Raw genomic sequence first — 21,873 nt, 5'->3', positions numbered from 1 at the left:
ATGATCTTTGTGATTAAATGATGCACTTATTTTAAAAGATATAGATTAATGATAGTGCAGCCTTGGTAGGACCGATATAGTTCTCGTTCTTCTTTTCCTGGCACTTGATGCAGGGCAAGTTAGGGCTTTGCTTGTACCAGAGGTGGGCGTATCCCACACCGATGGCTGCCTCCAGGTTCCAGTGAGGGGATAGAATCCAGTCGTAACCGTATGTTACGCCTCCGCCAGCCAAGTAGCCATCGTAGAGCTTGCTGCCAAAACCTCCGAAGAATTGAGCACCATGCAGGTGGATACCTACGAAATGTCCTTCGTACTTTTCGCACAGCCAGTATTTCATTTCTGGCTGCACCAAGAGAAGGTGCATCTTCTTGTCTTCCCTGAATGTCCAGGGGTTGTATGCTACATCTGCTTCCAGGGTTATCTGGTTGCTGATTGCCTTCTCCACGCCCATATTGAGTGTGGTTGTCGCCCAGTAGAGTCCGTTCGTCTTCAGGGCGAAATCTTGTGAGTAACCTACTGTTTTAATTCCCAAAATAAAAAACAGCAAAACTGCTTTCCTTTTCATTTATCACTTACTATATTAACTATTTATCCGGTTACCCGGAATCTTACTGTTGTATTGTTGTTTAGCAATATAAAACATCGTTTTTAAGCAATATAAAACATTGTTATTAAGCAATATAAACATTGTTGTAAACCAATATAAACCTATTATGACTTATCAAATGGTCCTCAACATATTTCAACCAATCCCCTTGTATATTACTTGGAGACTGATTTCTGGTTGCAAAAGTATATAATATTCATCTAGATTCTGTAAATTACCCCCCCCGTTTAACTATATTTTAATATAAATAAACGTATTTTTAGTTAAATACCTGTTAAATTGAGGTAACGAGTGGATATGTGCCGGATGTTATCACAGAAGCAGTAATCGCAAACGGATAAGATAAACATATAGATAAAATAAACATTATAGATATAAAAAAAAGCGCCTTGAGTGATTTCAAGACGCTTTTTTATATCTGTTTTTAAAAGACTTATTCCTTCAGCCATCCACCAATCAGGTCGATGATTTCCTGTCTGGTTGGCTCAGGGAACGACAGGATGCGGGTAAGATGTGAACCGCCATGACACATATAGACATGCAGGTTCTTCTTGTTCTTGGTGAAAGGCAAACCATAGATGCCCGATGCACCCCATGGGTCAATGTCACCATAAATATACACCATCTTCGGATCGTTCTTGGTCAGGAAATCCACGGTATAATTGTAGAGCTTTGGCGAGAACTCCACGTTCTCGGCACCCTTCGGCACCATCAGCTTCTTCAGATAACCCTTTGGCGACTTGATGCTCAGGTATCTCTTGAATGGCTTGGTGTAATAGCCGTAATATCCCAACTCCCTGGCAGCCTGCACATCAAACGGAGAGGTGGCATTGTAGTTGGTGAAATACTCCGGCTCACACATGTTGATCCAGTATTTGAATACCTGGTCGTCGGTGGAATCATTCGTAGGAATCTTCTTGATATCCTCACCCCACTGCCAGAAGGCGAAGGCATATTCAAACACCGAGTAATCGAAAATCTCGGCGATAGGAGCATTGAAGCGATACTGCTTCTCGCTGCAGTACTTCTCGAACATCGGCAGCAGCGCAGCCTTGCGCTTGAAGAGCAGCAGCTGGAAGTTGAGCACCTTCTGTCGGTTCTCCTTGGTAGAAACCTCATGCTGCAGGAACTTCTCGTGTCTGCCATCCTCCACGCCCTTGTTCAGCGGCGCCACGTATGGCACGGAGATGTCCACATCATTTGGGAAGTAGGCGCGGTAAAACATCGTAGTCTGTCCGCCCTTACTGATGCCCGTGGCAATCCACTTGCCCTTATACATCGCATGCAGAGTCTGGTTTACGTGGTGCAGATCGTAGAGCGAGTTCTCCACGGTGAGGTAATCCCAGTTGCAAGGACTAGGCATCGACTTGTCGAAATAGCGGTACTCCACGGTGATGATGTTGGTATCGAAAAGCTTAGAAAGTTCCTCGATGTAATTCTCACGCAGCGCATACTTAGCGTTATAGCCTTCTGTTACGAGCACGGTAGGACGGTCGAATCCTCTGTGGCAGAGTATCACTCGCTGCTCAAAGCTGCCCTTGGAAGCATCCTTGGCATCCAGTTGCTGCTTGATGAAGAACACATATTTTTCAGGGAAATGCGTACTTTTCAGCGTTTCCACATCACTCACTCCTGGCAGCGCCGCCAACAGCTTGCCCGCCTCTCCCAGTTCTGCCGCCAGCATCTGCAAAGGCAGGATGAAGAGCAGCAGCATCAATTTCAAGGATCTCAATTTCAAGAATTTCAATTTCATTTTCGTCTCTCTTTTATATTTTCTCTTTTTAAACTTTCGTCGGTAATCTCCACATGCATAAAATGCTATGCAAAGGTAAGGAAATATTCTTGTCCGGCAAAAAGATTCGCCACCTTTTTTATATTATCCCCATTTTTTCTTGCGAAATCAAAATATTCGTCGTATCTTTGCAGAAAGAATTTGTAGAAAGGTGGATGGCTCGCAAAAAGCTATCCTGAAAACATAGGAGATCAGATTATGACAGATACAGAAATGAACAATAGAAGATTGCCGGTAGGCATCCAGTCTTTTGAAAAAATCAGAAAGGGTGGATATCTTTATGTTGACAAGACAGATATGATATGGAGACTTGCCAACAAAGGGAAAAAGCACAATCTCCTTATTCGCCCACGCCGCTTCGGTAAGTCGATTCTCGTGAATACACTCCAGGCTTACTTCGAGGGGAAAAAGGAACTCTTCGAAGGATTGAAGGTGATGGAGCTGGAGAAAGACTGGACCTGCTATCCCGTCATTCGACTCGACATGAGTTGCGGAGGAGCTACACCCGAAGAACTCAACTCCTATCTCGATGATGCTTTCTATAAATACGAACAGAAGTATGAAGTAGCGGTCCGCCCGGAGGCATCCCTTGCCGTCCGCTTCCAGAACATCATCGAAACGATGTTTCAGAAGACAGGAAAACAGGCGGTTATCCTCATCGATGAGTATGATTCTCCATTGCAGCATTCCTGGAAGACTCCTCAGCATGAAGCCTGCACAGCCATCTACAAATCCGTATTTGCCATCTTGAAAAAAGAGGACGAGCACGAACGTTTCGTCTTCATCACGGGCATCACCAAGTTCACACAAATCTCCCTCTTCTCCGTGCTCAACAATCTGAGCAACATCAGTTTTGATGCACCTTACGCCACCATCTGCGGCATTTCGAAGCAGGAAGCTGCCGACAACTTCATGCCTGAGATTGAGGCGATGGGAGAAGAAAACGGATGGACTCCGGAGGAGACCCTGAAGCAGCTCACGGCCTATTACGACGGATATCATTTCTGCAGCGATAACATGGTAGATATATTCAATCCGTTCAGCCTCATCAATGCCCTGGAGGATAGGAAATTGAGAAATTACTGGGCTTCATCTGGAGCCACTTCCCTATTGCCAAAGTTCGTGGATGACATGGAAATGAAGATGGAATATTTTGACCACTGCTTCATCGAGGGCGATACCCTGGAGACATCGGACGTGGTGAATGGCGGAGCCGAGCTCTTCCTCTACCAGTCGGGTTATCTCACCATCAAGGGTTACGACGATGGCGTTTACATCCTGGGCTTCCCTAACTTTGAAGTTCGCAAGGCATTATACCGCGTAGTGGTTCCTGCCTTGACCATGAAGTCGAATTCGGAAGTGGTTTCTGCGCAGAGCTTCCTCAGAAAAATGATGCAGGACGGCAACACCGCTGAAGCCAAGAAGGCATTGAAGGCTCTAATCGCCGATGTTCCATACAGCAACAAGAAAATGGCTAGCATGGATATGGAGGAGCGTTACCGGCTGATAATGAGCACGATATTCAGAGCCTTGGGCTTTAGGGTGGAAGTAGAAAGGATGCTGGCCACTGGCAGGATTGATATGATTGTGGAGGTTCCAACCTTCATCTACGTCCTGGAGCTGAAGCTATCGAACAATGGCGGCATTTCTGCTGCCGAGAGCCAGATAAAGGAAAAGAGCTACATCGAGCCCTTCAAGGCCGACAAGCGCAAGATCATCGCCCTGGCAGTGGAACTCGATGAAACAGGCAAGGGATTGATAGATTGGAAAGAAGTGGATGAGTCTTTGTAAAATACAACTCCAAACAAACATCCCGCCAGATGTCCTACCGGATTCAAAATCCGTTGGGACACCTGGCGGGTTCTTTTGTTTATCATAAAGACTAATGATACTCCTTTCTTTCTATTCTTCTGGCTCGCAGGTTCAGCTTATGAGGGTCTTGGCGTAAATCCCAGAGATCCACCAGCCAGAGGATATCTTTCTCTTCATTGTAGAAATAGATAATCTTGAAGTTCTTCATGATGATGGCACCACGATACTTTCTCCATTTCTGCAGTTCAGGTACAAACGGATAACTCTCAGGCATCAACCTCAACTGATGTTTCATACCAATCAAACTATCAATCCACTTTTTGGCTGTTTTTCTACCGAATTCCAACAAAGCGTAATCTACACATTTGTCAAATTCGCTATCAAACAAATCATCTGCCTTTATCTCCATTGCGCAATCTTCTGTTCTAATCTTGCAATCAAATCATCTACTGGATGACCATAGTTCGGGTCATCCAAGTGCTTGTCTATTTCTGCGCAATGCTCCATCACCTGCTCCAGCGAACGCCCCATCGGATAGGAATCGGTATCGTAAGTCTCATCCCATGATACGAATGATACTGATGATGTTGATGATGCCATAGAACGATAGGCTGGCGATGGCTCACAGACCTTATCTCCTGCTATCTTCGATTCCTCGATATGATATTTCTTTTCCTCCATATTTCTTTTGCTATTAAAGTTCCACATAATCATTTATATTTTGAGACTGAGAGCCTTTTTGGATTCTGTCTCATATCCCAAATATCAACAATATGTACCACATCCAAGGATTCATCATAATAATAAACCAACTTGAAATTACGCATAAAATTAGCCCCCCGAAGCAAATAGCTAAACTTCGGTGCAACAAGAAAAGGAGGCTTTGCCTCAGGATATTTTTTCAGGAAGTTCTGAATTTTCTTCAGTTCTTCTTTCCACTTTCGAGCAGTTTTCTTACCAAAATTCTCATAAGCATCGATAATATACTGGCGTTCCTTTTCTTCATACAGTTTGTGAACAACTATCTCAGCCATGGGAATTCCTCATATAAACGTTCGTTAAAGGCATCAACAGTCTCCCATTTAGAAGGATCATCCTTAATGGTCTCACAATAATCGATACTATCCAAAAGACCCTCATAGCTAAAATGATTTTTAAGAACAGGAATTTCATCTTCCTGCTCTATCCCAGAATCAATCACGTGATGAGATACAGACTCTGATGCAACAGATGCATAAGCTGGCGATGGCTCGCAGACCTTATCCCCTGCTATCTTCGATTCCTCGATATGATATTTCTTTTCCTCCATATTTTCTTTCGCTTTTAAAGTTCCACGTTACTTATGTAAAGATGATGCAAAGTTACGAAGAAAGATTGAAACTCGCAAGGAAATCTGCAAGAAAATGGCAGAGAATACCGAAGTTTAATGGATTATAAGGATAATTTCCTCACGCAAAAAGAACAAGAAAGCCAGCCTTCTCCTGCGAAAAGGCTGGCTTTCTTTATCATTATTACACATTAGTGTCCAATAAAAATTGGACACGTTAATTAATTAATCAAATAGTCCCTTAAAAAGGGGATAATCGAGTTCTTTGACATCGTTGAAAATAGTCTTATCAAATAGATCTCTTAGACGGGTTTTGTCCGTCAATGAAATGCTTAGAATCTGCAAAACTTCATATGTCGAGCGTTTCAATTGCATATCATGGTGCACAATAGCCACGAGACAATAAGTGATAATGGCAACACTAATCTGTATGCGTACAGCATTCTTCGTTGTGCCCCAGAATCTCTTTATCTTAAGATGCTGCTTTAGCCATTTGAAAAATAGTTCAACCAACCATCTTTTTTTATATAGATTCGCGACATCCAACGCAGAAAGATGCTTTGCATTCGTCAGAAAAGTAAACTCACGATCATCTTCTTCATCGTAGTATCGAATGAATCTGAATGATTCAGGATACTTCTTTTCGGAAAGATATCCTGTTAGTTTTACTTCTGCATCAGTTAGTACATTCTTTGGCATTCTTCGCTTCCATTTTACCATTTTGTACTTCAAGTTCGTTTTGGCTCTGACTACATAGTAGGAACCTGTAAGATGAATCTTATAAAGTTCCTTGAAAGTATCATAAGCCCTATCGAAAATGTAGTAACTATTTGGTTCATACGTAATTGAAGACATTGCTGTAGAATCATGCTTTGATGCTGTGGTCACAGTATAGAAAGCTGGAACTTGTGCTTCTACGTCATATAAGACATGTGCTTTGACTCCTCCTTTCTTACTTCTGAACTTTGCCCATGGAAAAGTTGCAAGACACAACGGAATAGTTGTCGAATCAAAAGCATACTTCTTTCCTGGTATATTCAAAATGTTGGTTTCTCGCTTTTTGCAAGCTTCCTTCATCATATAGAATGCAAAGTCTTCGAAAATCCTGTAATCACGAGTCTGATTGGCATAAGCAAGAGTTGCTTTTACGATAGTATTACGTCCAAGCCCCAGATGATATTGCTTAGCTCGATGAGCTTCCAACGCAACTATCAAGTCACGTAAACTCTCACGATTGCTCAGTTGCCCAAACATCATTGCAAGAAGCTGGTTCCAGCAAGTGAAGTGTTTCACGTATCGGTTGCCATCATACTTGCGTACGTAGTTGTTGAACTGAGTTCTATTCAGAAATGCAGTAAGTTGAGCGAAAACATATTTGTCTTGAAACATAGTAGCCAATTCTTTTTGGCTGCAAAGTTACAAAATCAAGTCCGTTTCATTGCAAAATACTGCATAAAAGACTATAATTCAACTGTTTCAAAGATCGAATTGCCCTTTTTTATTGGACAGTAGTGATTATTACAGTAATTTCTATTGCTACTTGTTAAAGTATTTCTTGCCACCCTGCTGGATAACCAAGCCCTTGGCATTCTTGCCTACCAGCATGCCAGCCATATTGAAGGTCTTGGCAGACTTCACCGCCTGCGTGCGGGCAAGCTCTGTGATACTTGTATCGGTCTTGTCAATCAAGTAGATGACATACTGATATAGACTATTACCCAGGTATTCCTCAGTACCAAAATAAGTCTTGCCATTAGCACGATAGATGGTAAATGTATCCCCGATGTAATCAACAGTTGACACAGAGAACAATTCCTTTCCGTCCTCATCCTTTATTACAAGACAAGGCTCATAGTACTTATCCTCTACATCTTTGACAAAAACGATTTTTCCATCCTCAATACCTGCAATAGGACATGCACTTATAGATCTCGTAGAATTTGTTGTGGCAGACACCTCTTTATAGGTTTTCACCAAATACTCATACTTATCATCATTATTAAACACATTCTGAGAAAGGTATTCATGAGAACCCTCATTGCAGTTTGCATCATAATCATGCACCTCTATCGCATGGACACTTTCTGCCCACTTATACTCATGGCTCTCCTGGGTTTCATCCACCTTCCAATCTAAACTAGAAGTATCAACCTCTACTATTTTTGTAAGATTTTTAACACTATACAATTTGTTGTCGGAAGAATTATAATAAAAGTAACTTTCACTAACTGTTATAGGATCGAAACTAGAAACGATACGTAGCCAATCATCATCAAGATGGAAGGCGAAATTACCACTATCATCAGTAAAGAAATCCACTGTATATTTATCCATCATCTTAGCAACAGCGGCCTTGAATTCATCCATCGTCGTAACAGGAATCAGAAAACCTTTTTCATAATCGTAGACTCCATCAACAAATTTCCAATATCTTTCCTCATAACCTTTATCAAGAACCTCCTTGGTCTTAAAGTCGGCCAAAGCTTTCATTCGTACTACTTTATTCTTGAACACCTTAGGCTCGTAGCTGAAAGTTTTCGCTACATTAAAGGAAGCATCATAAACCGTGAACTCTACCGGCTGGTTTTCATTGCGTTCAACTCCGATGGTTGAATAAGGAGTGATGACGCCAGTGGTAGTGAGGCTCTTTGGGATAAAACCAAAACCATCGCCCTTCATCTTGGTTACTTCTGAAACCTGTGCACTGGCAGCCAAAGCCATGACTGCTAAAGCTGAAGCAAGTAATGTTCTCTTCATAATTCTTAAATAGTTACAAGTCTGGATGTCCGGCAAACTTAGATTAAAACTGATTGTTCATTGTTTCCAGTTTGCTGCAGAAGCCAAGCGCAGGCATCTTTCGCCCTGCTGCTTTTCATCAGATGATTATCAGATGATCTATCCGATATATTATCCGATAATGCCGGGCGGCACTTTTACCGATGCAGCAGTCACATGAGTTCATTCTGCCCTCTGAGTTCATTCATCCTCCAGCAGGCTTCACTCCCCTCATAATGACGCTGCAAAAATATACTTTTTTTTGATAATAGCCAAATTATTCTTCAGAAAAATGATAATATCTTATCCTAAAAAAAGCAGTTGTTGCCTTCTTTTCGCAACAACTGCTTTTTCTTTTACAAACTTATACTGCCAGGCGGTTCGATAAAGTATCGCCGCCTGGCTGAAAAAAACTTCTCCTTCTTTCTACATCTCCTTAATCTCCAGCGTCACTTCGTTTCCTCGCCACACCGCCTTCTTGATGCGCTCGTAGAGGGTGGTGAAAAGCGGCTGGCTCTTCAATACATAGCCGGGGGCATGAACCTCGCCCACCAGGATGCTGCCCCTGCCCATCGTAAACGGACCGTTGCCCGGCTGAATCATCGCACATGGCAGGGAGGCGAAGGCTGAAATATCGCCAAACTCATGAGAATGACGAGCCTTGCAGCAAAGCTCACACTGGGATGAATCCATCGGAACCAGGAACGGCATCTTGCGACGGTGATAGATGCACTTGCCAATGCGCACACGATACTTACCTGCCGGAAGACAATCAGCCTCACGCTCCACGGTGCCGCATACCTTCACCAGTTCATTCTCTTCGCCAGCAACCTCTTTCACAACTTTGAGTGTGCCCATGATGGTGCCACGCTCACGCAATAAACGATAAACATAAATTTCCATATCTACCTAAATTAAATTAAAAAGCAAATTAAAAAACATAATAAACATAATAACAAAAAGCATAATTATCAGACACTTACGCTGCCCTGCACCTTGGCTTTCGCCTCCTCTAGCGTCATCCCTTCACTACGACGGAGCTTGAGATAATACTCACTCAAATCCTTGCAACCTTCGGGCAACTGATGGTAAACCAAACTGGGCAATGCTTTCTTCAGCTCAAAGTAAAGACTCAATCCAGCTTCGTCCTGATCAGGGAAAATGTGAAGATTTCTTCCGGCAAGAAGCCCTTGAAAGCGGCGGTCGAAAAGCGTGGCACTGGGGATGGCTATGGCATGAATGCCCAGGGTCAATGCTGTCCAGCAATCAGAGGGACCCTCGGTGATGAGCAGCGGTTCACCAGGAGGATAATCCTTCAACCGGTCGAGCCCATATATCATGCGATGACTGCCTGGTGCAAACTTGAATCGGGGAATCTCCTTCGGCTTTGCTTCATCAAGAGATACCTTATTCATATCGAATGATGATTCTGGGCTCTTCTTTCCCAGATAGCGGCTCTGCACGGAAACCAGTCTTCCCTCCTGGTCGAAATAGGGAAAGATGAGCGATGGTCCATCAAACACTCCGCACCCCACTCTCGCCATGCATACGCTTTGCTCCGTGCTCACTATCTGGCAGACCTTCAATGCCTCCGGGCTGAGCAACCGCTCCTCGAAGAGGAACCTCCGTCCCGATTCCGAAAGATGCATCTGCCGGAACATCTGCTGGTAAAACTCCACATCTACGGATGCCTTGGCAACATAAACCGAAGATTGGCATCTGCCATTCTTTTCTCCACTACTGAAAGATTCTGCCAGATGTCCATGTGAGACATGGGTTTCCGCAAAATGCGCTCTCAGGGAAGCCATTCTTCTCTCTGATGCCGTAACCGCCTTTTTCACATCTTTGCGATGAGTATCTCTGTGCTCATCGGCGATATACACATCAAAATGATCTGCCAGCCAGCGGCATGCCTCGCTGAAGCCCAGGTTCAGCCGCTCTCTCACCAGTGCGATGGTATCGGCAGAGAATCCGCAGCTATAGCAGTGGCAGGTGTTCTTCTTTACATTGAAGGCGAGACTCGGATGATGATCATCGTGGTGGATGCAGAGGGCTCGCTTGTTGCGGAGCCCCATGCCCAGAAGATCAGCCACCTGCAAGATGTCGAGCTCGCGAAGTTTCTGAATGTCAAACTTATTAATCATATCTTAAACTAACTAATATTACTTTTTTTTCTTAGAACTACTGATGGCGCGTGAAGCTTTCTTGCGCAAGTTACCGGTAGCAAGTTTCTCAATCCATCCTTTACGCTTCCAATTGCAAATTACATTCTTCAATGGTGTGCGCACTCCTTTACGAGTTAAAAATTCTTCCAGGAATTTACGGGAAAACTCTTGCGGCAACTCGTCAAAGTAATTACAGGTCTTATAGGGGTGAGATTCAAAATCTGCATTAATCTCATCATAGATGGCTCCCCATTTACCTAACATATTGTGCAAGATACGATCGGCACAAGCCAAATATATCTGCTTCACCAGGCGGCGGATTTCCTTCTGTGTCTTTACACCCTCTACCTGATAAAGGTATTGCATAAGCGAAGCTATGCGAAAGGCACTTACACTGCTGCGTTTATAAAAAACATCAAGAGCTTTTGACATCGACTTCATTACGTCACTTCTGCGAGCTTCACACCATTTCTTCACCGTAGGATCCAACCAGCTGGTATCAAGCAAGCTTTCCTTACGCAAAGATTTTCCGTCTTCGCTATAACAGAGCGACATGAGTTTTTGCAAAGTAGTATCTATACTTTGCTTCTGTTCCTCTGTCAAAGGCTTGAATATCAATGGATTTTCTCCCAGCTGAGAATTCACGTTGCAAAGAATAGTACGGGTAACGCTACCACCTTCTATGGCTGCTTTATCCATATATCGGTTTACGGCTGCAGGTGTGCCTGTATAGACATAACACAACATCAAATCTACCACAGCCGAATAGCTGGCTTCACTCAAATAATCCTGACCGAATTCTGAACCCAGATCATATCCGGTCTTGTTGATTTGTTTGATATCAGAAAACTGTCGCTTGCTGGCCTGCACGATAGCACCGATTTCATCGGCAAACTGGAAAAGCGTTTTCGGCGTACCAAACAGCTTCATTGGAGCATCGGCTCTCTTGATGAGCATAGAGAGCGAAAGATTCTCGTGGAGCAAGGTGATGTCTGTCTTAGGCTCCGGAGGCAATTTGCCATCTTTTTTACCTTGGCGTCGCTTCAATTCGGCATACTTCTGTTCCTCTGCCCTTTGCTCGGCATCACGCTTGATGAATGGATCCATCAGATAACGCATCAGATAACGGGCAAACGATTTTCCTGAGCTCTGATCACCACATACCAGCACATGAAGAAGAATAGCAGAAAGCGAATTATCGTAAACATAATTGAGGCGGATACGAGTGGCATATACGGCAAGCATAGAACTCGCCACCGCCAAGGTGGAAAACTTGAGCTCACTGGGTGCCGTCATCATCCACTCTTTTACTCCAGCAGGATAATCCTTGTCAGGAATGAGAGGTTGAAGTTCTATGGAGTCAGAATGAGACTTAGCAATATCCTCTTTATTACACTCGACCACTGATTGGTTTCCAGCCTGGGTCGAATCGTTTGGCTGGTGAGCAGGGCAAGTCTCCGACTTGTTCTGCTGCAAGGTGTTATTTGAATCTTGCATCATCATCAACAATTTGATTTTGATGCTGCAAAATTAGTAAAAAAGGGCATAAGCGAGGTGTTACGCAACACGACGCAACACCTCAAATTTCACAAGTAACCAACTGCTATACAACCTTTTAAATGGCTTAAAAAGAAAAGAAACAAAACTATTGGCACAACAACAACACAACACACCAATAGAAGTTTAGTTATAGAGATCTTAGCAAAATGCGCAGTTCATCAGCTTCACCAGGCCACGAAGTAGGACGGCTTTCTAACTTAAATTTTCCAGCCCCACTCTTAGCCTGACTAAGAACAGAGGAATTATTTAAATCCTTAAATAAATGCTTAAACGAATCCCATACAATATTTTTGGTAGAAGGATCTAAAACCTTCAACTCATGTGCCACCAGTTTTACCATATAGCCTAGTGACCGTTTAGATTTTTTCCAAACGAGCATCGAACCATCCTTCTCACACCATCCTTTTTCAATGAGTTTTTTCCAAATGACTTGAGCTTGTTCTGTATATAATTTATCATCATGCTCCGTAAGAGGAGGCGCAATTACGATTTCATTGTCTTGCAAGACAAGACATCCTTCAGAATCAGTAAGCAAGGAGTCATCATTATTCATATAATCAAGAAGCCATTCTTTCACTTTCAGACTATACTGCCTATAAGATTCATTTTGATAGAATTCCTTCACAAACAACATCATCATCTTGGACTGCTCACAGGCAGAAGCAAACAGATGATTTCCAAAACGCAGATAGTGGAGATTCCCTGGACAAGCTTCATCACTCAGCTTGCCCAGACAATTATGCAACAATCCCAGAATAAGACATACATACTCTTCCACTTCACTATCAGGACACTCGCAGTTAGCCAATTCTGCCATATCGCAAAAGGCTTCCCACTGCCTATCCCAAGCTTCTTTCATCTTTCTGCATACCGCCTCATTATCAGATTCGCACTTGATGCCGTCTATCCATCCCATCAGAATTTGAAAAATTTCCTCTGGGCGCAACTTCAATCTATAATCAGACCGAATATACTTTCCGCCAATGCTTTGTATCATCAGATACAAGGGATTGGCAGCATAGCGCTTTCTGACTTTATCTCTTGACTGTATGTCTAGTCTGTTCATTCTGCTTATCATTATTGATTTGATTAAGTTCAGTGATTATATTGTCAAACCACATCTTCAAGGCATGTAACTGCCTCTTATTTTCATCTCTAACTTGCTCAACAGTACCTTCAGGCTTGATAAATGCACTGCTGGACAAGCGCATGGTAAAAGGAGCAGATGCCTCTGAGGTAATCCAATCAGGATTATTATCCACCTGGGCCTTGACAACAAACCCACGCTGACAAGCTAAAGCTACCACCATACCAAGATTGTATTCAGCCCGCTCTAAATTAAGACCAGTTCCAGGAAGTGCATTAAAGAAGAAGCCACCATTACCTGCACCAATGTCATTCAACATTTTCAGGAACGAAGTGAACAAGACGGCTTTCTCTCTAGTTTGCTCATCAATACCAGTATCCGCCAACACTTTATCCAAATCAAGATGAAGTCCTGTCAGCTTACTGCCTTGCTTGATTTTTTTCTCTAAAGTGTGCCAAAACTTGTTGGAAGACGTAATCTGTCGCAAGTCAACTCTGTAACCACCATTTTTCCCAACTAGCTCATCCCAATAGTTTTCGAGTCCTTTTCTTACAGTCTCTAAATTGGCAAAACACTTTCTTTGGTGCTGGATACCTATAAGAATACCCTCTTTTTGAGGGTCTCTTGCATCTAAAACGAGTGAAAAGTCAGGATAGGTTGGGACTATTTCTTTGTCTCTGCAATCCTTCTTGTCTCTTGTCATGTTTTTCTTTTTTTCAATGGTTACATAAGCGAAGTCATCAAGAACAGCTGCTCCATAAGTAGTTGTTTTTTCTCCATTACCATCCAAAAAAGTAATATCCATCAGATGTTTCAGGATAAACCCTGCAATCATCTTAGAATCTGATTCAGAAGCAGGAACCCCTGCCATGAACGATTCTATTCTCAATCTATAAATAGTAAATTTCGGTTCATTCATTGTTAATTGCTTTTGATTGTTTATATGAAACAGCTTTGTGCTCTTTCACCCTACAAAGGTACACAAAAAATCACAAACGACAAAATATATTTGAAAAAAAGTGAAAAAGTGAAAGTGAAAAAGTGAATTTTCAATGAGAACAAAAAACACACCTTTAAAGGGTTATGTATTATTAAGGGATAAAAGAAGAAATATAGTGAAGAAAAAAGGAGTAGTACTTACGCGCGTACATTATTATATACGTGTACATTAATATATCGTATTTCTTTTCTCTTTTACATCGTACACGGAATCTCAGAAACTGGCATTTTTCTCATCTGTTCCTTGATACCTCTGTGAATTTCACCTTTTCACTTTCACTTTTTCACCTTTTCCTTTGATCCCTCTCCCCTCCTCGCCCCTTTTCCTGCGTCGCCACGTAGCAATTCCTGCATCGCCACGTAATATTTCCTGCGTCGCGACGCAGGAAACGGCAGCTCTATCGAAGGAGATTTCATGCCTCACATCACAACTGCCGGGACAAGCCGATTCAACTGCCGGGACAACTATTGCATTTCGGCCAAAAATGTTGTATCTTTGCATCGTCAATGAAAATCATTGATGGGGCTCGCTGACGAACAGGTGTATCATACCCCTGCCCAAGGAAGGCTGCCCCGATACAGAAACTAAATTATTCACTAAAAAAGGAAAGGAAAAAAGAAATGAAAAAGGAAACTTGGAAGACGATTCTGCAAGTCATCGTCACGGTGCTCACTGCACTCTGTACTTCACTCGGAGTTACGAGTTGCATGCAGTACATGTAGAAACAGGGAAACTAAATTATTCACTAAAAAAACTATTTGAATTATGGGTATCAAAGTAAAAGCTATCGAGCGCAACGTCGCTTTTGAGAAGGGTAAGCAGAAGTGGGCATACGTTATGCAGGCAGACCTCTACGGTCAGCTTACCCAGAGTAAGGTTATCGAGGAGGCTGCCGTGCGCAGCGGACTCGCCAAGCAGGTGATCAACGCTGCCTGGGGCGCCATCGGAGCGGTAATCACCGCATGGGCCACCGAGGGTCACTCTGTGGCAGTGCCGGGTCTCGGTTCACTCCGATTCGGTCTGAACTCTACCGCCGTGGAGGATGTGAACAAGGTGAGCTCTTCGCTCATCAACCGCCGCTACATCATCTTCGTGCCAAACTCCGAAATCAAGGAGGAGCTCGCCAAGACTAGCGTCAACATCACTTGCTACGACCGAAACGGTAAGGTGGTGAAGCAGGTGACTTCTTCTGACAAGAACGACACCGATGACGGCAATGGTGGTAACACTGGTGGCGGTGGTAACAGCGGTGGCGGTAGTGACAGCGGCAATACCAGCCAGGGCGGTGAAAACGCTGGCGGCAGCGGTTCGCAGGGTACGGGTTCTGAGGGAAGCGACTCTACAGACGTTACCATTTAAACTGTGAAAACTCAGATCGGGCATCAAGCCCGACCTGAGTTTGCCATGAAAGATGAGGGTGTGTCAAAAGTCCAAGAGCTACTTGTTAAAGTATTTCTTGCCACCCTGCTGGATAACCAAGCCCTTGGCATTCTTACCTACCAGCATGCCAGCCATATTGAAGGTCTTGGCAGACTTCACCGCCTGGGTGCGGGCAAGCTCTGTGATGCCGGTATCAGTCTTGTCGAGCAGATAGATAACATACTGTCCTAAACCATTGCCCTGGCTTTCATAATTACTGATAAAAGTCTTGCCGTTGGCACGATAGATGGTAAAATCATTCTTGTAACCACTAGTTGGCACGGTGAACAGATCCTTTCCGTCCTCATCCTTTACTACAAGATAAGACTCATAGTACTTATCCTGTACTTCAGTGGTAAGAACGGCCTTTCCATTCTCAATACCATTTATACTTATTGAGCCAGGCTGGTATGAACCCGTTGGATCTGTTGGCGTAGATACCTCTCTATAGCTTTCCACCACATACTCATACTTATCGTCATTGTTAAACACATTCTGAGAAAGATATACATCTGAACTCTCATTGCAGTTTACATCATAATCATACACCTCTGTCGGATAGATACTCTCTGTCAGCGTAATCCCATCACTTTGACGGCTATCATCCTCCTTCCAAGCCAAATTAGAAGTATCAACCTCTACTAGCTTCAGGAGATTCTCTACCCTATAAAGTCTATTGTCTGAAGAATTATAATAATAGAAACTCTCTCTAACTCTGACACCATCATCTCCCCATCCGTCAATGTACAACTTATCACTTAACAAACGGAAGGCGAAATTGCCACTGTCATCAGTAAAGAAATCCACAGTTTCTCCACTCAGCATCTTGGCAATAGCAGCCTTGAATTCATCCATCGTCGTAACAGGAACCAGAAAACCTTTTTCATAATCGTAGACTCCAAAAACAGGTCTAAAAGATTCTTTCTCAGAACCTTTATCAAGAACCTCCTTGGTCTTGAAATCGGCCAATGCCTTCATTGGCACACGTTTAACCTTGAACACCTTAGGCTCGTAGCTGAAAGTTTTCGCTACATTAAAGGAAGCATCATAAACCGTGAACTCTGCAGTCTGGTTGTCATTGCTATGATATTCAACTCCGATGGTTGAATAAGGGGTGATGACGCCAGTGGTAGTGTGGCTCTTTGGGATGAAAAAAAAGCCATCGCCCTTCACCTTGGTTACTTCTGAAACCTGTGCACTGGCAGCCAAAGCCATGACTGCTAAAGCTGAAGCAAGTAATGTTCTCTTCATAATTCTTAAATAGTTACAAGTCTGGATGTCCAGCAAACTTAGATTAAAATTGATTGTTCATTGTTTCCAGTTTGCTGCAGAAGCCAAGCGCAGGCATCTTTCGCCCAGCTGCTTTTCATCAGATGATTATCAGATAATTATCAGATGATCTATCCGATTTATTATCCGGTTTATTATCCGATCATGCCGGGCGGCGCTTTTGCCGATGCAGCAGTCACATGAGGTCATTAAGTCCTATGGGGCATTCTGCCCTCTGAGTTCATCCATCCTCCAGCGGACTTCACTCCCCTCATAATGACGCTGCAAAAATAATCTTTTTTTTGATAACTGCCAAATTATTCTTCAGAAAATTGATGGCATCCTTCAAAAAATACGTAGAAGATTTGAAAAACGTAGAAGAAGACTTTCGTGTTCCCCATCCCCTTTTATAGGTATATTCTTATCAATTTCTCCTTAAAAGTAGTCATTATCAGAAAAACCTTTGGTTTAATTCAGTTTTTTTTCTTACCTTTGCACCTGAATTAACTTGAATTATAAAAGATTCAAGTTTCGCAAGTAACCTCCGGTCCCCGAAGGGGGCCAACTTTCAATAACCGCTGGTGGAATGACCGAAGGTCATGGAACCTGCGGACAACCAATAGTAGGGAGAAAGCGTCCCCAAAGGGGGCGAACCTCATCCAGTCTTGCTCCTGTTCGCCCCCTTCGGGGACGATAAGAGAGTATCTGTCACTATCCGCAGGTTCCATTCCCTTCGGTCATTCCACCCGCGGTTATTCACATTCGCCCCCTTCGGGGACGGTAGAATGCTACTTGCGAAACTTCAGTAAAAGAGGGATAAGTCCTGCAGAGGCTCCCTGCATGAATAAAAGAAATACAATATGAGGAATTTTATACACAAGAAGAAAATCGCCCTGGGCACAGGCTTCTGCAGCATCGCATGCATGATGATGCTGGGAGCTTGCGACACCATATTCGACGTGCACCCCTACGACGTGAGGGTGAAGGGAGATACGGACTTGAATGCCAAGAATATAAGGAAGATTGAAGAGACCGTGAAGAGCAAGGATACCATCCGGTTTGCCGTAATCAGCGACAGCCATCAATGGCTCGACGACCTGCAATCGGCGGTGAACGACATCAACCGGAGAAAAGACAGCATCGACTTCGTGATTCATTGCGGCGACATTTCAGACTTCGGTGCTACCAAGGAGATGATCTGGACTCGTGACAAGATGAAGAAACTCAAGATGCCATCGGTGGTGCTGCTGGGCAACCACGACTGTCTGGGCACGGGCAACCAGTCGTACGAGACTATCTTCGGCGACCCCGACTTCAGTTTCATCGCCGGAGGAGTGAAGTTCGTGTGCCTCAACACCAATGCCATCGAATACGACTACTCCCGTCCGGTGCCTAACTTCGACTTTATGGAGGCAGAGCGTTCTCGCGATTCGCTGAGTTTCAACCGCACCGTGGTGTGCATGCATGCGGCTCCCTATTCAGAGCAGTTTAACAACAACGTGGCTAAGGTGTTCAACTATTACATCCACCAGTTCCCTCAGCTGCAGTTCTGCCTGGATGGTCATGGTCATCACACGCAGACGGAGGATTTGTATGGCGACGGCACCCTGTTCTACATGGCTAGCAGCTGCCATTTCCATGAGTATTATCTGTTTACCATCACTCCTAAAGGTTACAAGTATGAGGTTGTTAAATTTTAAGGCTATGAGAGATAAGATACTGAAAATAGGATTGTTATCCTGCCTGCTGACGGCAAGCGGGATGATGGAGGCGAAGGCGGAAGACAGAATATCGGAGGAGATGTTGGCTGATTCGGAAGATACGGATTCCCTGACTCGCTACGACAGGCGAATCCTCCGCTATCGCAGGCATTGGGATGTGCTGATGCCTACGCAGTCGGTGATTCAAACCTGCGGCAACATGGGTATCATCTCGGTGGGTATCGGCTGGGATTACGGAAAGAGACGTCAGTGGGAAACGCATCTGCTCTTCGGCATCATCCCGAAATACGACTCGGATGCCGTGAAGTGTACGATTACGCTGAAGGAGAACTTCATTCCCTGGCGCAAGGATTGGGGCAAGGGATGGGAGTTTGAGCCACTGGAGTGCACACTGTATCTGAACACGGTGCTGGGGCATGATTTCTGGACGAAGCAGCCTACGAAATACGAGAGCGGCTACTATCCGTTTTCAACGAGAGTGCGCCCGAACGTTGGATTTGGCGAGCGCTTCACCTATCATATCCCCAACAGCAGGCGCAAGCGTGTGAAGAGCATCACGATGTTCTATGAGTTGAGCACGAATGATATCTATTTCATGAGATTCTATCGTAACGGCAACGCCAACTTCTGGGATGTGTTCGGGCTGTCGCTTGGAGCAAAGCTTCAGATTCTCTAGAGAGGGGGATATTCTATTCCCGCCACATAAGAAAAGGTAATAACATCTTATTAATGAAGAAAAAAGAGAAGGAAAAAGATATGGAAACAGAGGAGATTATCAGCAAGTTGGAGGCGAAGGGCATCAAGCCCACCTCCAACCGGATTTTGGTGATGAAGGCCTTGGCGAGCGGAGAGAATCCGCAGAGTCTGAAGGACCTGGAGCTGAAGATGGTATCGATGGATAAGTCGAGCATCTTCCGAACCCTCACATTATTTCTGGAGCATGATGCGGTTCATGCGTTCGAGGATGGCAGAGGGGTTTTGAACTATGAGTTGTGCGAGAAGGATGGTGCGTGTGATCATCATGATGGTCATATTCATTTTTATTGCGAATCGTGCCATCGTTCGTTTTGCATGGAGGATATTCATATCCCGAGTTTCGAGCTGCCTGAGGGATTCTATCCCCACTCCATCTCGTTCGTCATCAAGGGGGAATGTCCTGAGTGTAGGAAGAAGCATCGCTGAAAGCAATGCTTATTACAACAAGAAAAAGCTCCGAAGAAACTTGGTTTCTTCGGAGCTTTTCATTTTGTACACCCTTAGGGATTCGAACCCTAGACCCACTGATTAAGAGTCAGTTGCTCTACCAACTGAGCTAAGGGTGCATCTGTGAAGCAGTTGAGGTATTTCTCAAAAGCGGTTGCAAAGGTACTGCTTTTTTCTGAAACCACCAAATTTTTCAGCCATTTTTTTTTATTTTCTATCATTTTTCTTCTTTTTCATACATTTTTAAGAGAAAAAACGTACCTTTGCACCCACTTATACATTATTAATAATATGAACGGAATATATACAATCCTGCTCCTCGTGCTGAGCAACATCTTCATGACGCTGGCATGGTACGGACATCTGAAACTGCAGCAGACGGGCGTAAGCAGCCACTGGCCCCTCATCGGAGTCATCGCATTCAGCTGGGCCATCGCCTTCTTCGAATACTGCTGTCAGGTACCCGCCAACCGCATCGGATTCATCGATAATGGCGGTCCCTTCAACCTGGTTCAGCTCAAGGTGATTCAAGAGTGCGTGTCGCTCATCGTCTTCGCCGTCATCGCCAACCTCCTCTTCCAGGGACAGGGCTTGCATTGGAACCATGCTGCGGCATTCCTCTGCCTCATCGCTGCCGTGTATTTCGTATTCATGAAATAATAAAGCTTTTGCCCTTACAGGGCGACTGGCTTGCGTCATGAATACCCAGGGCGATGCCCTGGGCTAGGAGCTTCTGCCCTTTCAGGGCGTTAACAACAAAGAAAGAAAAAAGAACAATTATAACAACATAAAAGAATAACCGACAATGGAAAAGAAATTACGTGTCGCTTCCCTCTGCGTGCAGGGAGGCTATGAACCAAAGAATGGAGAGCCGATAGAAGTGCCTATCATTCAGAGTACTACATTCAAATATGACAACTCTGAGGAGATGGCGATGCTCTTCGACCTGAAGAAGGAGGGATATTTCTATACCCGACTCCAGAACCCTACCAACGATGCCGTGGCTAAGAAAATAGCTCAGCTCGAAGGTGGCGTGGGTGCCGTTTTGACTTCTAGCGGACAGGCTGCCAACTTCTACGCCGTGTTCAACATCTGCGAGGCTGGCGACCACATAGTTACCTCTAACGAGATTTACGGTGGCACCTTCAACCTCTTCGGCGTTACCCTGAAGAAGCTGGGCATCGAGTGCACCTTCGTAAACCCTAATGCCAGCGAGGAGGAGATTCAGAAGGCTTTCCGCCCTAACACCAAGGTGGTGTTTGGTGAAACCATCAGCAACCCGGGCTGTGCCGTGCTCGACATCGAGAAGTTTGCCCGCATCGCCCATAAGAACGGGGTGCCTCTCATCGTGGACAATACCTTTGCCACCCCTATCAACTGCCGTCCTTTTGAATGGGGAGCCGACATCGTGACCCACTCTACCACCAAGTATATGGATGGCACCGCATCGCAGGTAGGCGGCGTAGTTGTGGATAGCGGTAATTTCGACTGGATGGCGAATGCCGAGAAATTCCCTGGCCTCTGCACTCCGGACGAGAGTTACCACGGATTGACTTACGTGAAGGCCTTCGGCAAGATGGGTTACACCACCAAGCTCGTGGCTCAGCTGATGCGCGACCTGGGTTCCATCCCAGCGCCAATGAACTCGTTTATCCTCAACCTGGGTCTTCAGAGTCTGCACTTGCGCATGCGCCAGCACTGTGAGAATGCGCAGAAGGTGGCTGAGTTTCTGCAGAACGACGAGCGCGTGGCTTGGGTTCACTATAGCGGACTGAAGGGAGATGAATATTATGACCTAGCCCAGAAGTATATGCCTCATGGCACCTGCGGCGTCATCGCCTTCGGATTGAAGGGCGACCGCGAGACTGCCATCAAGTTTATGGATTCACTGGATATGATCAACATCGTGACTCATGTGGCTGATGCCCGCACCTGCGTGCTCCACCCAGCGAGCCACACCCATCGCCAGCTTTCTGACGAGCAGTTGAAGGAAGCAGGCATTGCACCAGACTTGATTCGCCTGTCAGTGGGTATCGAGGATGTAGAGGATATCCTGGATGATATCAAGCAGGCGTTGGATAAAATATAAAAAGAAGGAGTTAAAGGAGTTAAAGGAGTTAAAGGAGTTAAGACGTA

Annotated in this window: 22 protein-coding genes and 1 tRNA gene; 8 read left to right on the top strand and 15 right to left on the bottom strand. The window is 44.5% G+C overall.

Annotated features, from left to right (window positions below; genetic code table 11):
* Positions 1-31: 31 nt before the first annotated feature.
* Together KUA49_RS08065 and KUA49_RS08060 are read right to left on the bottom strand one after the other, a co-directional pair.
* Positions 32-565 carry a DUF3575 domain-containing protein gene (locus KUA49_RS08065; protein ID WP_218412292.1) on the bottom strand — a complete coding sequence of 178 codons (534 nt, stop codon included), beginning with the start codon at positions 563-565 and terminating at the stop codon, positions 32-34.
* Positions 566-1,040: 475 nt separating this feature from the next.
* Positions 1,041-2,360 (bottom strand): S28 family serine protease, encoded by a 1,320-nt coding sequence (locus KUA49_RS08060; RefSeq protein ID WP_218412293.1) that lies wholly within the window; start codon positions 2,358-2,360, stop codon positions 1,041-1,043.
* 237 nt (positions 2,361-2,597) lie between these two features.
* On the opposite strand from KUA49_RS08060, the gene KUA49_RS08055 reads away from it, so the two are divergent.
* On the top strand, positions 2,598-4,190 hold the full coding sequence (locus KUA49_RS08055) for an ATP-binding protein (RefSeq protein ID WP_218412294.1): 1,593 nt from the start codon (positions 2,598-2,600) through the stop codon (positions 4,188-4,190).
* A 91-nt stretch (positions 4,191-4,281) separates the two neighbouring features.
* On the opposite strand, the gene KUA49_RS08050 is transcribed toward KUA49_RS08055, so the two are convergent.
* From KUA49_RS08050 to KUA49_RS08000, 11 genes are all read right to left on the bottom strand, one after another.
* Entirely contained in the window at positions 4,282-4,620 is a 339-nt protein-coding gene (locus KUA49_RS08050) for a hypothetical protein (protein ID WP_218412295.1), read from the bottom strand.
* Positions 4,611-4,892 carry a hypothetical protein gene (locus tag KUA49_RS08045; protein ID WP_218412296.1) on the bottom strand — a complete coding sequence of 94 codons (282 nt, stop codon included), beginning with the start codon at positions 4,890-4,892 and terminating at the stop codon, positions 4,611-4,613. The genes KUA49_RS08050 and KUA49_RS08045 overlap by 10 nt, the downstream gene beginning before the upstream one ends.
* A gap of 29 nt (positions 4,893-4,921) precedes the next feature.
* Positions 4,922-5,245 carry a type II toxin-antitoxin system RelE/ParE family toxin gene (locus KUA49_RS08040; RefSeq protein WP_218412297.1) on the bottom strand — a complete coding sequence of 108 codons (324 nt, stop codon included), beginning with the start codon at positions 5,243-5,245 and terminating at the stop codon, positions 4,922-4,924.
* On the bottom strand, positions 5,233-5,520 hold the full coding sequence (locus tag KUA49_RS08035; protein ID WP_218412298.1) for a hypothetical protein: 288 nt from the start codon (positions 5,518-5,520) through the stop codon (positions 5,233-5,235). Before KUA49_RS08035 ends, KUA49_RS08040 begins: the two co-directional genes overlap by 13 nt.
* A 243-nt stretch (positions 5,521-5,763) precedes the next feature.
* Entirely contained in the window at positions 5,764-6,927 is a 1,164-nt protein-coding gene (locus KUA49_RS08030; RefSeq protein WP_153128003.1) for an IS4 family transposase, read from the bottom strand.
* A gap of 147 nt (positions 6,928-7,074) precedes the next feature.
* Positions 7,075-8,295: a hypothetical protein gene (locus KUA49_RS08025; protein WP_218413305.1), complete on the bottom strand. Its 1,221-nt coding sequence runs from the start codon at positions 8,293-8,295 to the stop codon at positions 7,075-7,077.
* 444 nt (positions 8,296-8,739) lie between these two features.
* The gene (locus KUA49_RS08020) at positions 8,740-9,216 is read right to left on the bottom strand and encodes a hypothetical protein (protein WP_218413304.1); all 477 of its coding nucleotides are present in this window, start codon (positions 9,214-9,216) and stop codon (positions 8,740-8,742) included.
* 68 nt (positions 9,217-9,284) lie between these two features.
* Positions 9,285-10,457 carry a CHC2 zinc finger domain-containing protein gene (locus tag KUA49_RS08015; protein ID WP_218413303.1) on the bottom strand — a complete coding sequence of 391 codons (1,173 nt, stop codon included), beginning with the start codon at positions 10,455-10,457 and terminating at the stop codon, positions 9,285-9,287.
* A gap of 18 nt (positions 10,458-10,475) precedes the next feature.
* Positions 10,476-11,981, bottom strand: a complete 1,506-nt coding sequence (locus tag KUA49_RS08010) for a DUF3987 domain-containing protein (protein ID WP_218413302.1) — start codon at positions 11,979-11,981, stop codon at positions 10,476-10,478.
* Between the two features lie 184 nt (positions 11,982-12,165).
* Positions 12,166-13,104 carry a hypothetical protein gene (locus tag KUA49_RS08005; protein WP_218413301.1) on the bottom strand — a complete coding sequence of 313 codons (939 nt, stop codon included), beginning with the start codon at positions 13,102-13,104 and terminating at the stop codon, positions 12,166-12,168.
* On the bottom strand, positions 13,073-14,044 hold the full coding sequence (locus tag KUA49_RS08000; protein WP_218413300.1) for a hypothetical protein: 972 nt from the start codon (positions 14,042-14,044) through the stop codon (positions 13,073-13,075). The genes KUA49_RS08005 and KUA49_RS08000 overlap by 32 nt, the downstream gene beginning before the upstream one ends.
* Before the next feature lie 701 nt (positions 14,045-14,745).
* Here KUA49_RS08000 and KUA49_RS07995 point away from each other — a divergent pair.
* Both KUA49_RS07995 and KUA49_RS07990 read left to right on the top strand, forming a co-directional pair.
* A complete protein-coding gene (locus KUA49_RS07995) occupies positions 14,746-14,847 on the top strand; it encodes a smalltalk protein (protein WP_218413299.1) in 102 nt (33 codons plus the stop codon).
* A 43-nt stretch (positions 14,848-14,890) separates the two neighbouring features.
* Positions 14,891-15,484, top strand: coding sequence for a DNA-binding protein (locus KUA49_RS07990; RefSeq protein WP_218413298.1), 594 nt, complete (start codon positions 14,891-14,893; stop codon positions 15,482-15,484).
* Between the two features lie 78 nt (positions 15,485-15,562).
* On the opposite strand, the gene KUA49_RS07985 is transcribed toward KUA49_RS07990, so the two are convergent.
* A complete protein-coding gene (locus KUA49_RS07985; protein ID WP_218413297.1) occupies positions 15,563-16,795 on the bottom strand; it encodes a hypothetical protein in 1,233 nt (410 codons plus the stop codon).
* An 878-nt stretch (positions 16,796-17,673) separates the two neighbouring features.
* On the opposite strand from KUA49_RS07985, the gene KUA49_RS07980 reads away from it, so the two are divergent.
* Genes KUA49_RS07980 through KUA49_RS07970 form a run of 3 tightly spaced genes read left to right on the top strand, consistent with a single transcriptional unit; the run spans position 17,674 to position 19,716 of the window.
* A complete protein-coding gene (locus tag KUA49_RS07980; protein WP_256624908.1) occupies positions 17,674-18,513 on the top strand; it encodes a metallophosphoesterase family protein in 840 nt (279 codons plus the stop codon).
* A 4-nt stretch (positions 18,514-18,517) separates the two neighbouring features.
* Positions 18,518-19,210: a hypothetical protein gene (locus tag KUA49_RS07975; protein WP_256624907.1), complete on the top strand. Its 693-nt coding sequence runs from the start codon at positions 18,518-18,520 to the stop codon at positions 19,208-19,210.
* A gap of 53 nt (positions 19,211-19,263) precedes the next feature.
* Positions 19,264-19,716, top strand: coding sequence for a Fur family transcriptional regulator (locus tag KUA49_RS07970; RefSeq protein WP_256624906.1), 453 nt, complete (start codon positions 19,264-19,266; stop codon positions 19,714-19,716).
* Positions 19,717-19,783: 67 nt separating this feature from the next.
* On the opposite strand, the gene KUA49_RS07965 is transcribed toward KUA49_RS07970, so the two are convergent.
* Positions 19,784-19,856, bottom strand: a tRNA-Lys gene (locus tag KUA49_RS07965).
* 172 nt (positions 19,857-20,028) lie between these two features.
* On the opposite strand from KUA49_RS07965, the gene KUA49_RS07960 reads away from it, so the two are divergent.
* Both KUA49_RS07960 and KUA49_RS07955 read left to right on the top strand, forming a co-directional pair.
* Entirely contained in the window at positions 20,029-20,397 is a 369-nt protein-coding gene (locus KUA49_RS07960; RefSeq protein ID WP_218413295.1) for a DMT family protein, read from the top strand.
* Between the two features lie 145 nt (positions 20,398-20,542).
* Positions 20,543-21,826: an O-acetylhomoserine aminocarboxypropyltransferase/cysteine synthase family protein gene (locus KUA49_RS07955; protein ID WP_218413294.1), complete on the top strand. Its 1,284-nt coding sequence runs from the start codon at positions 20,543-20,545 to the stop codon at positions 21,824-21,826.
* The last annotated feature ends 47 nt before the right edge of the window (positions 21,827-21,873 follow it).

This window comes from Segatella copri, assembly GCF_019249655.2.
Lineage (GTDB): Bacteria > Bacteroidota > Bacteroidia > Bacteroidales > Bacteroidaceae > Prevotella.
This window is presented reverse-complemented; position numbering and strand designations above follow the sequence as displayed.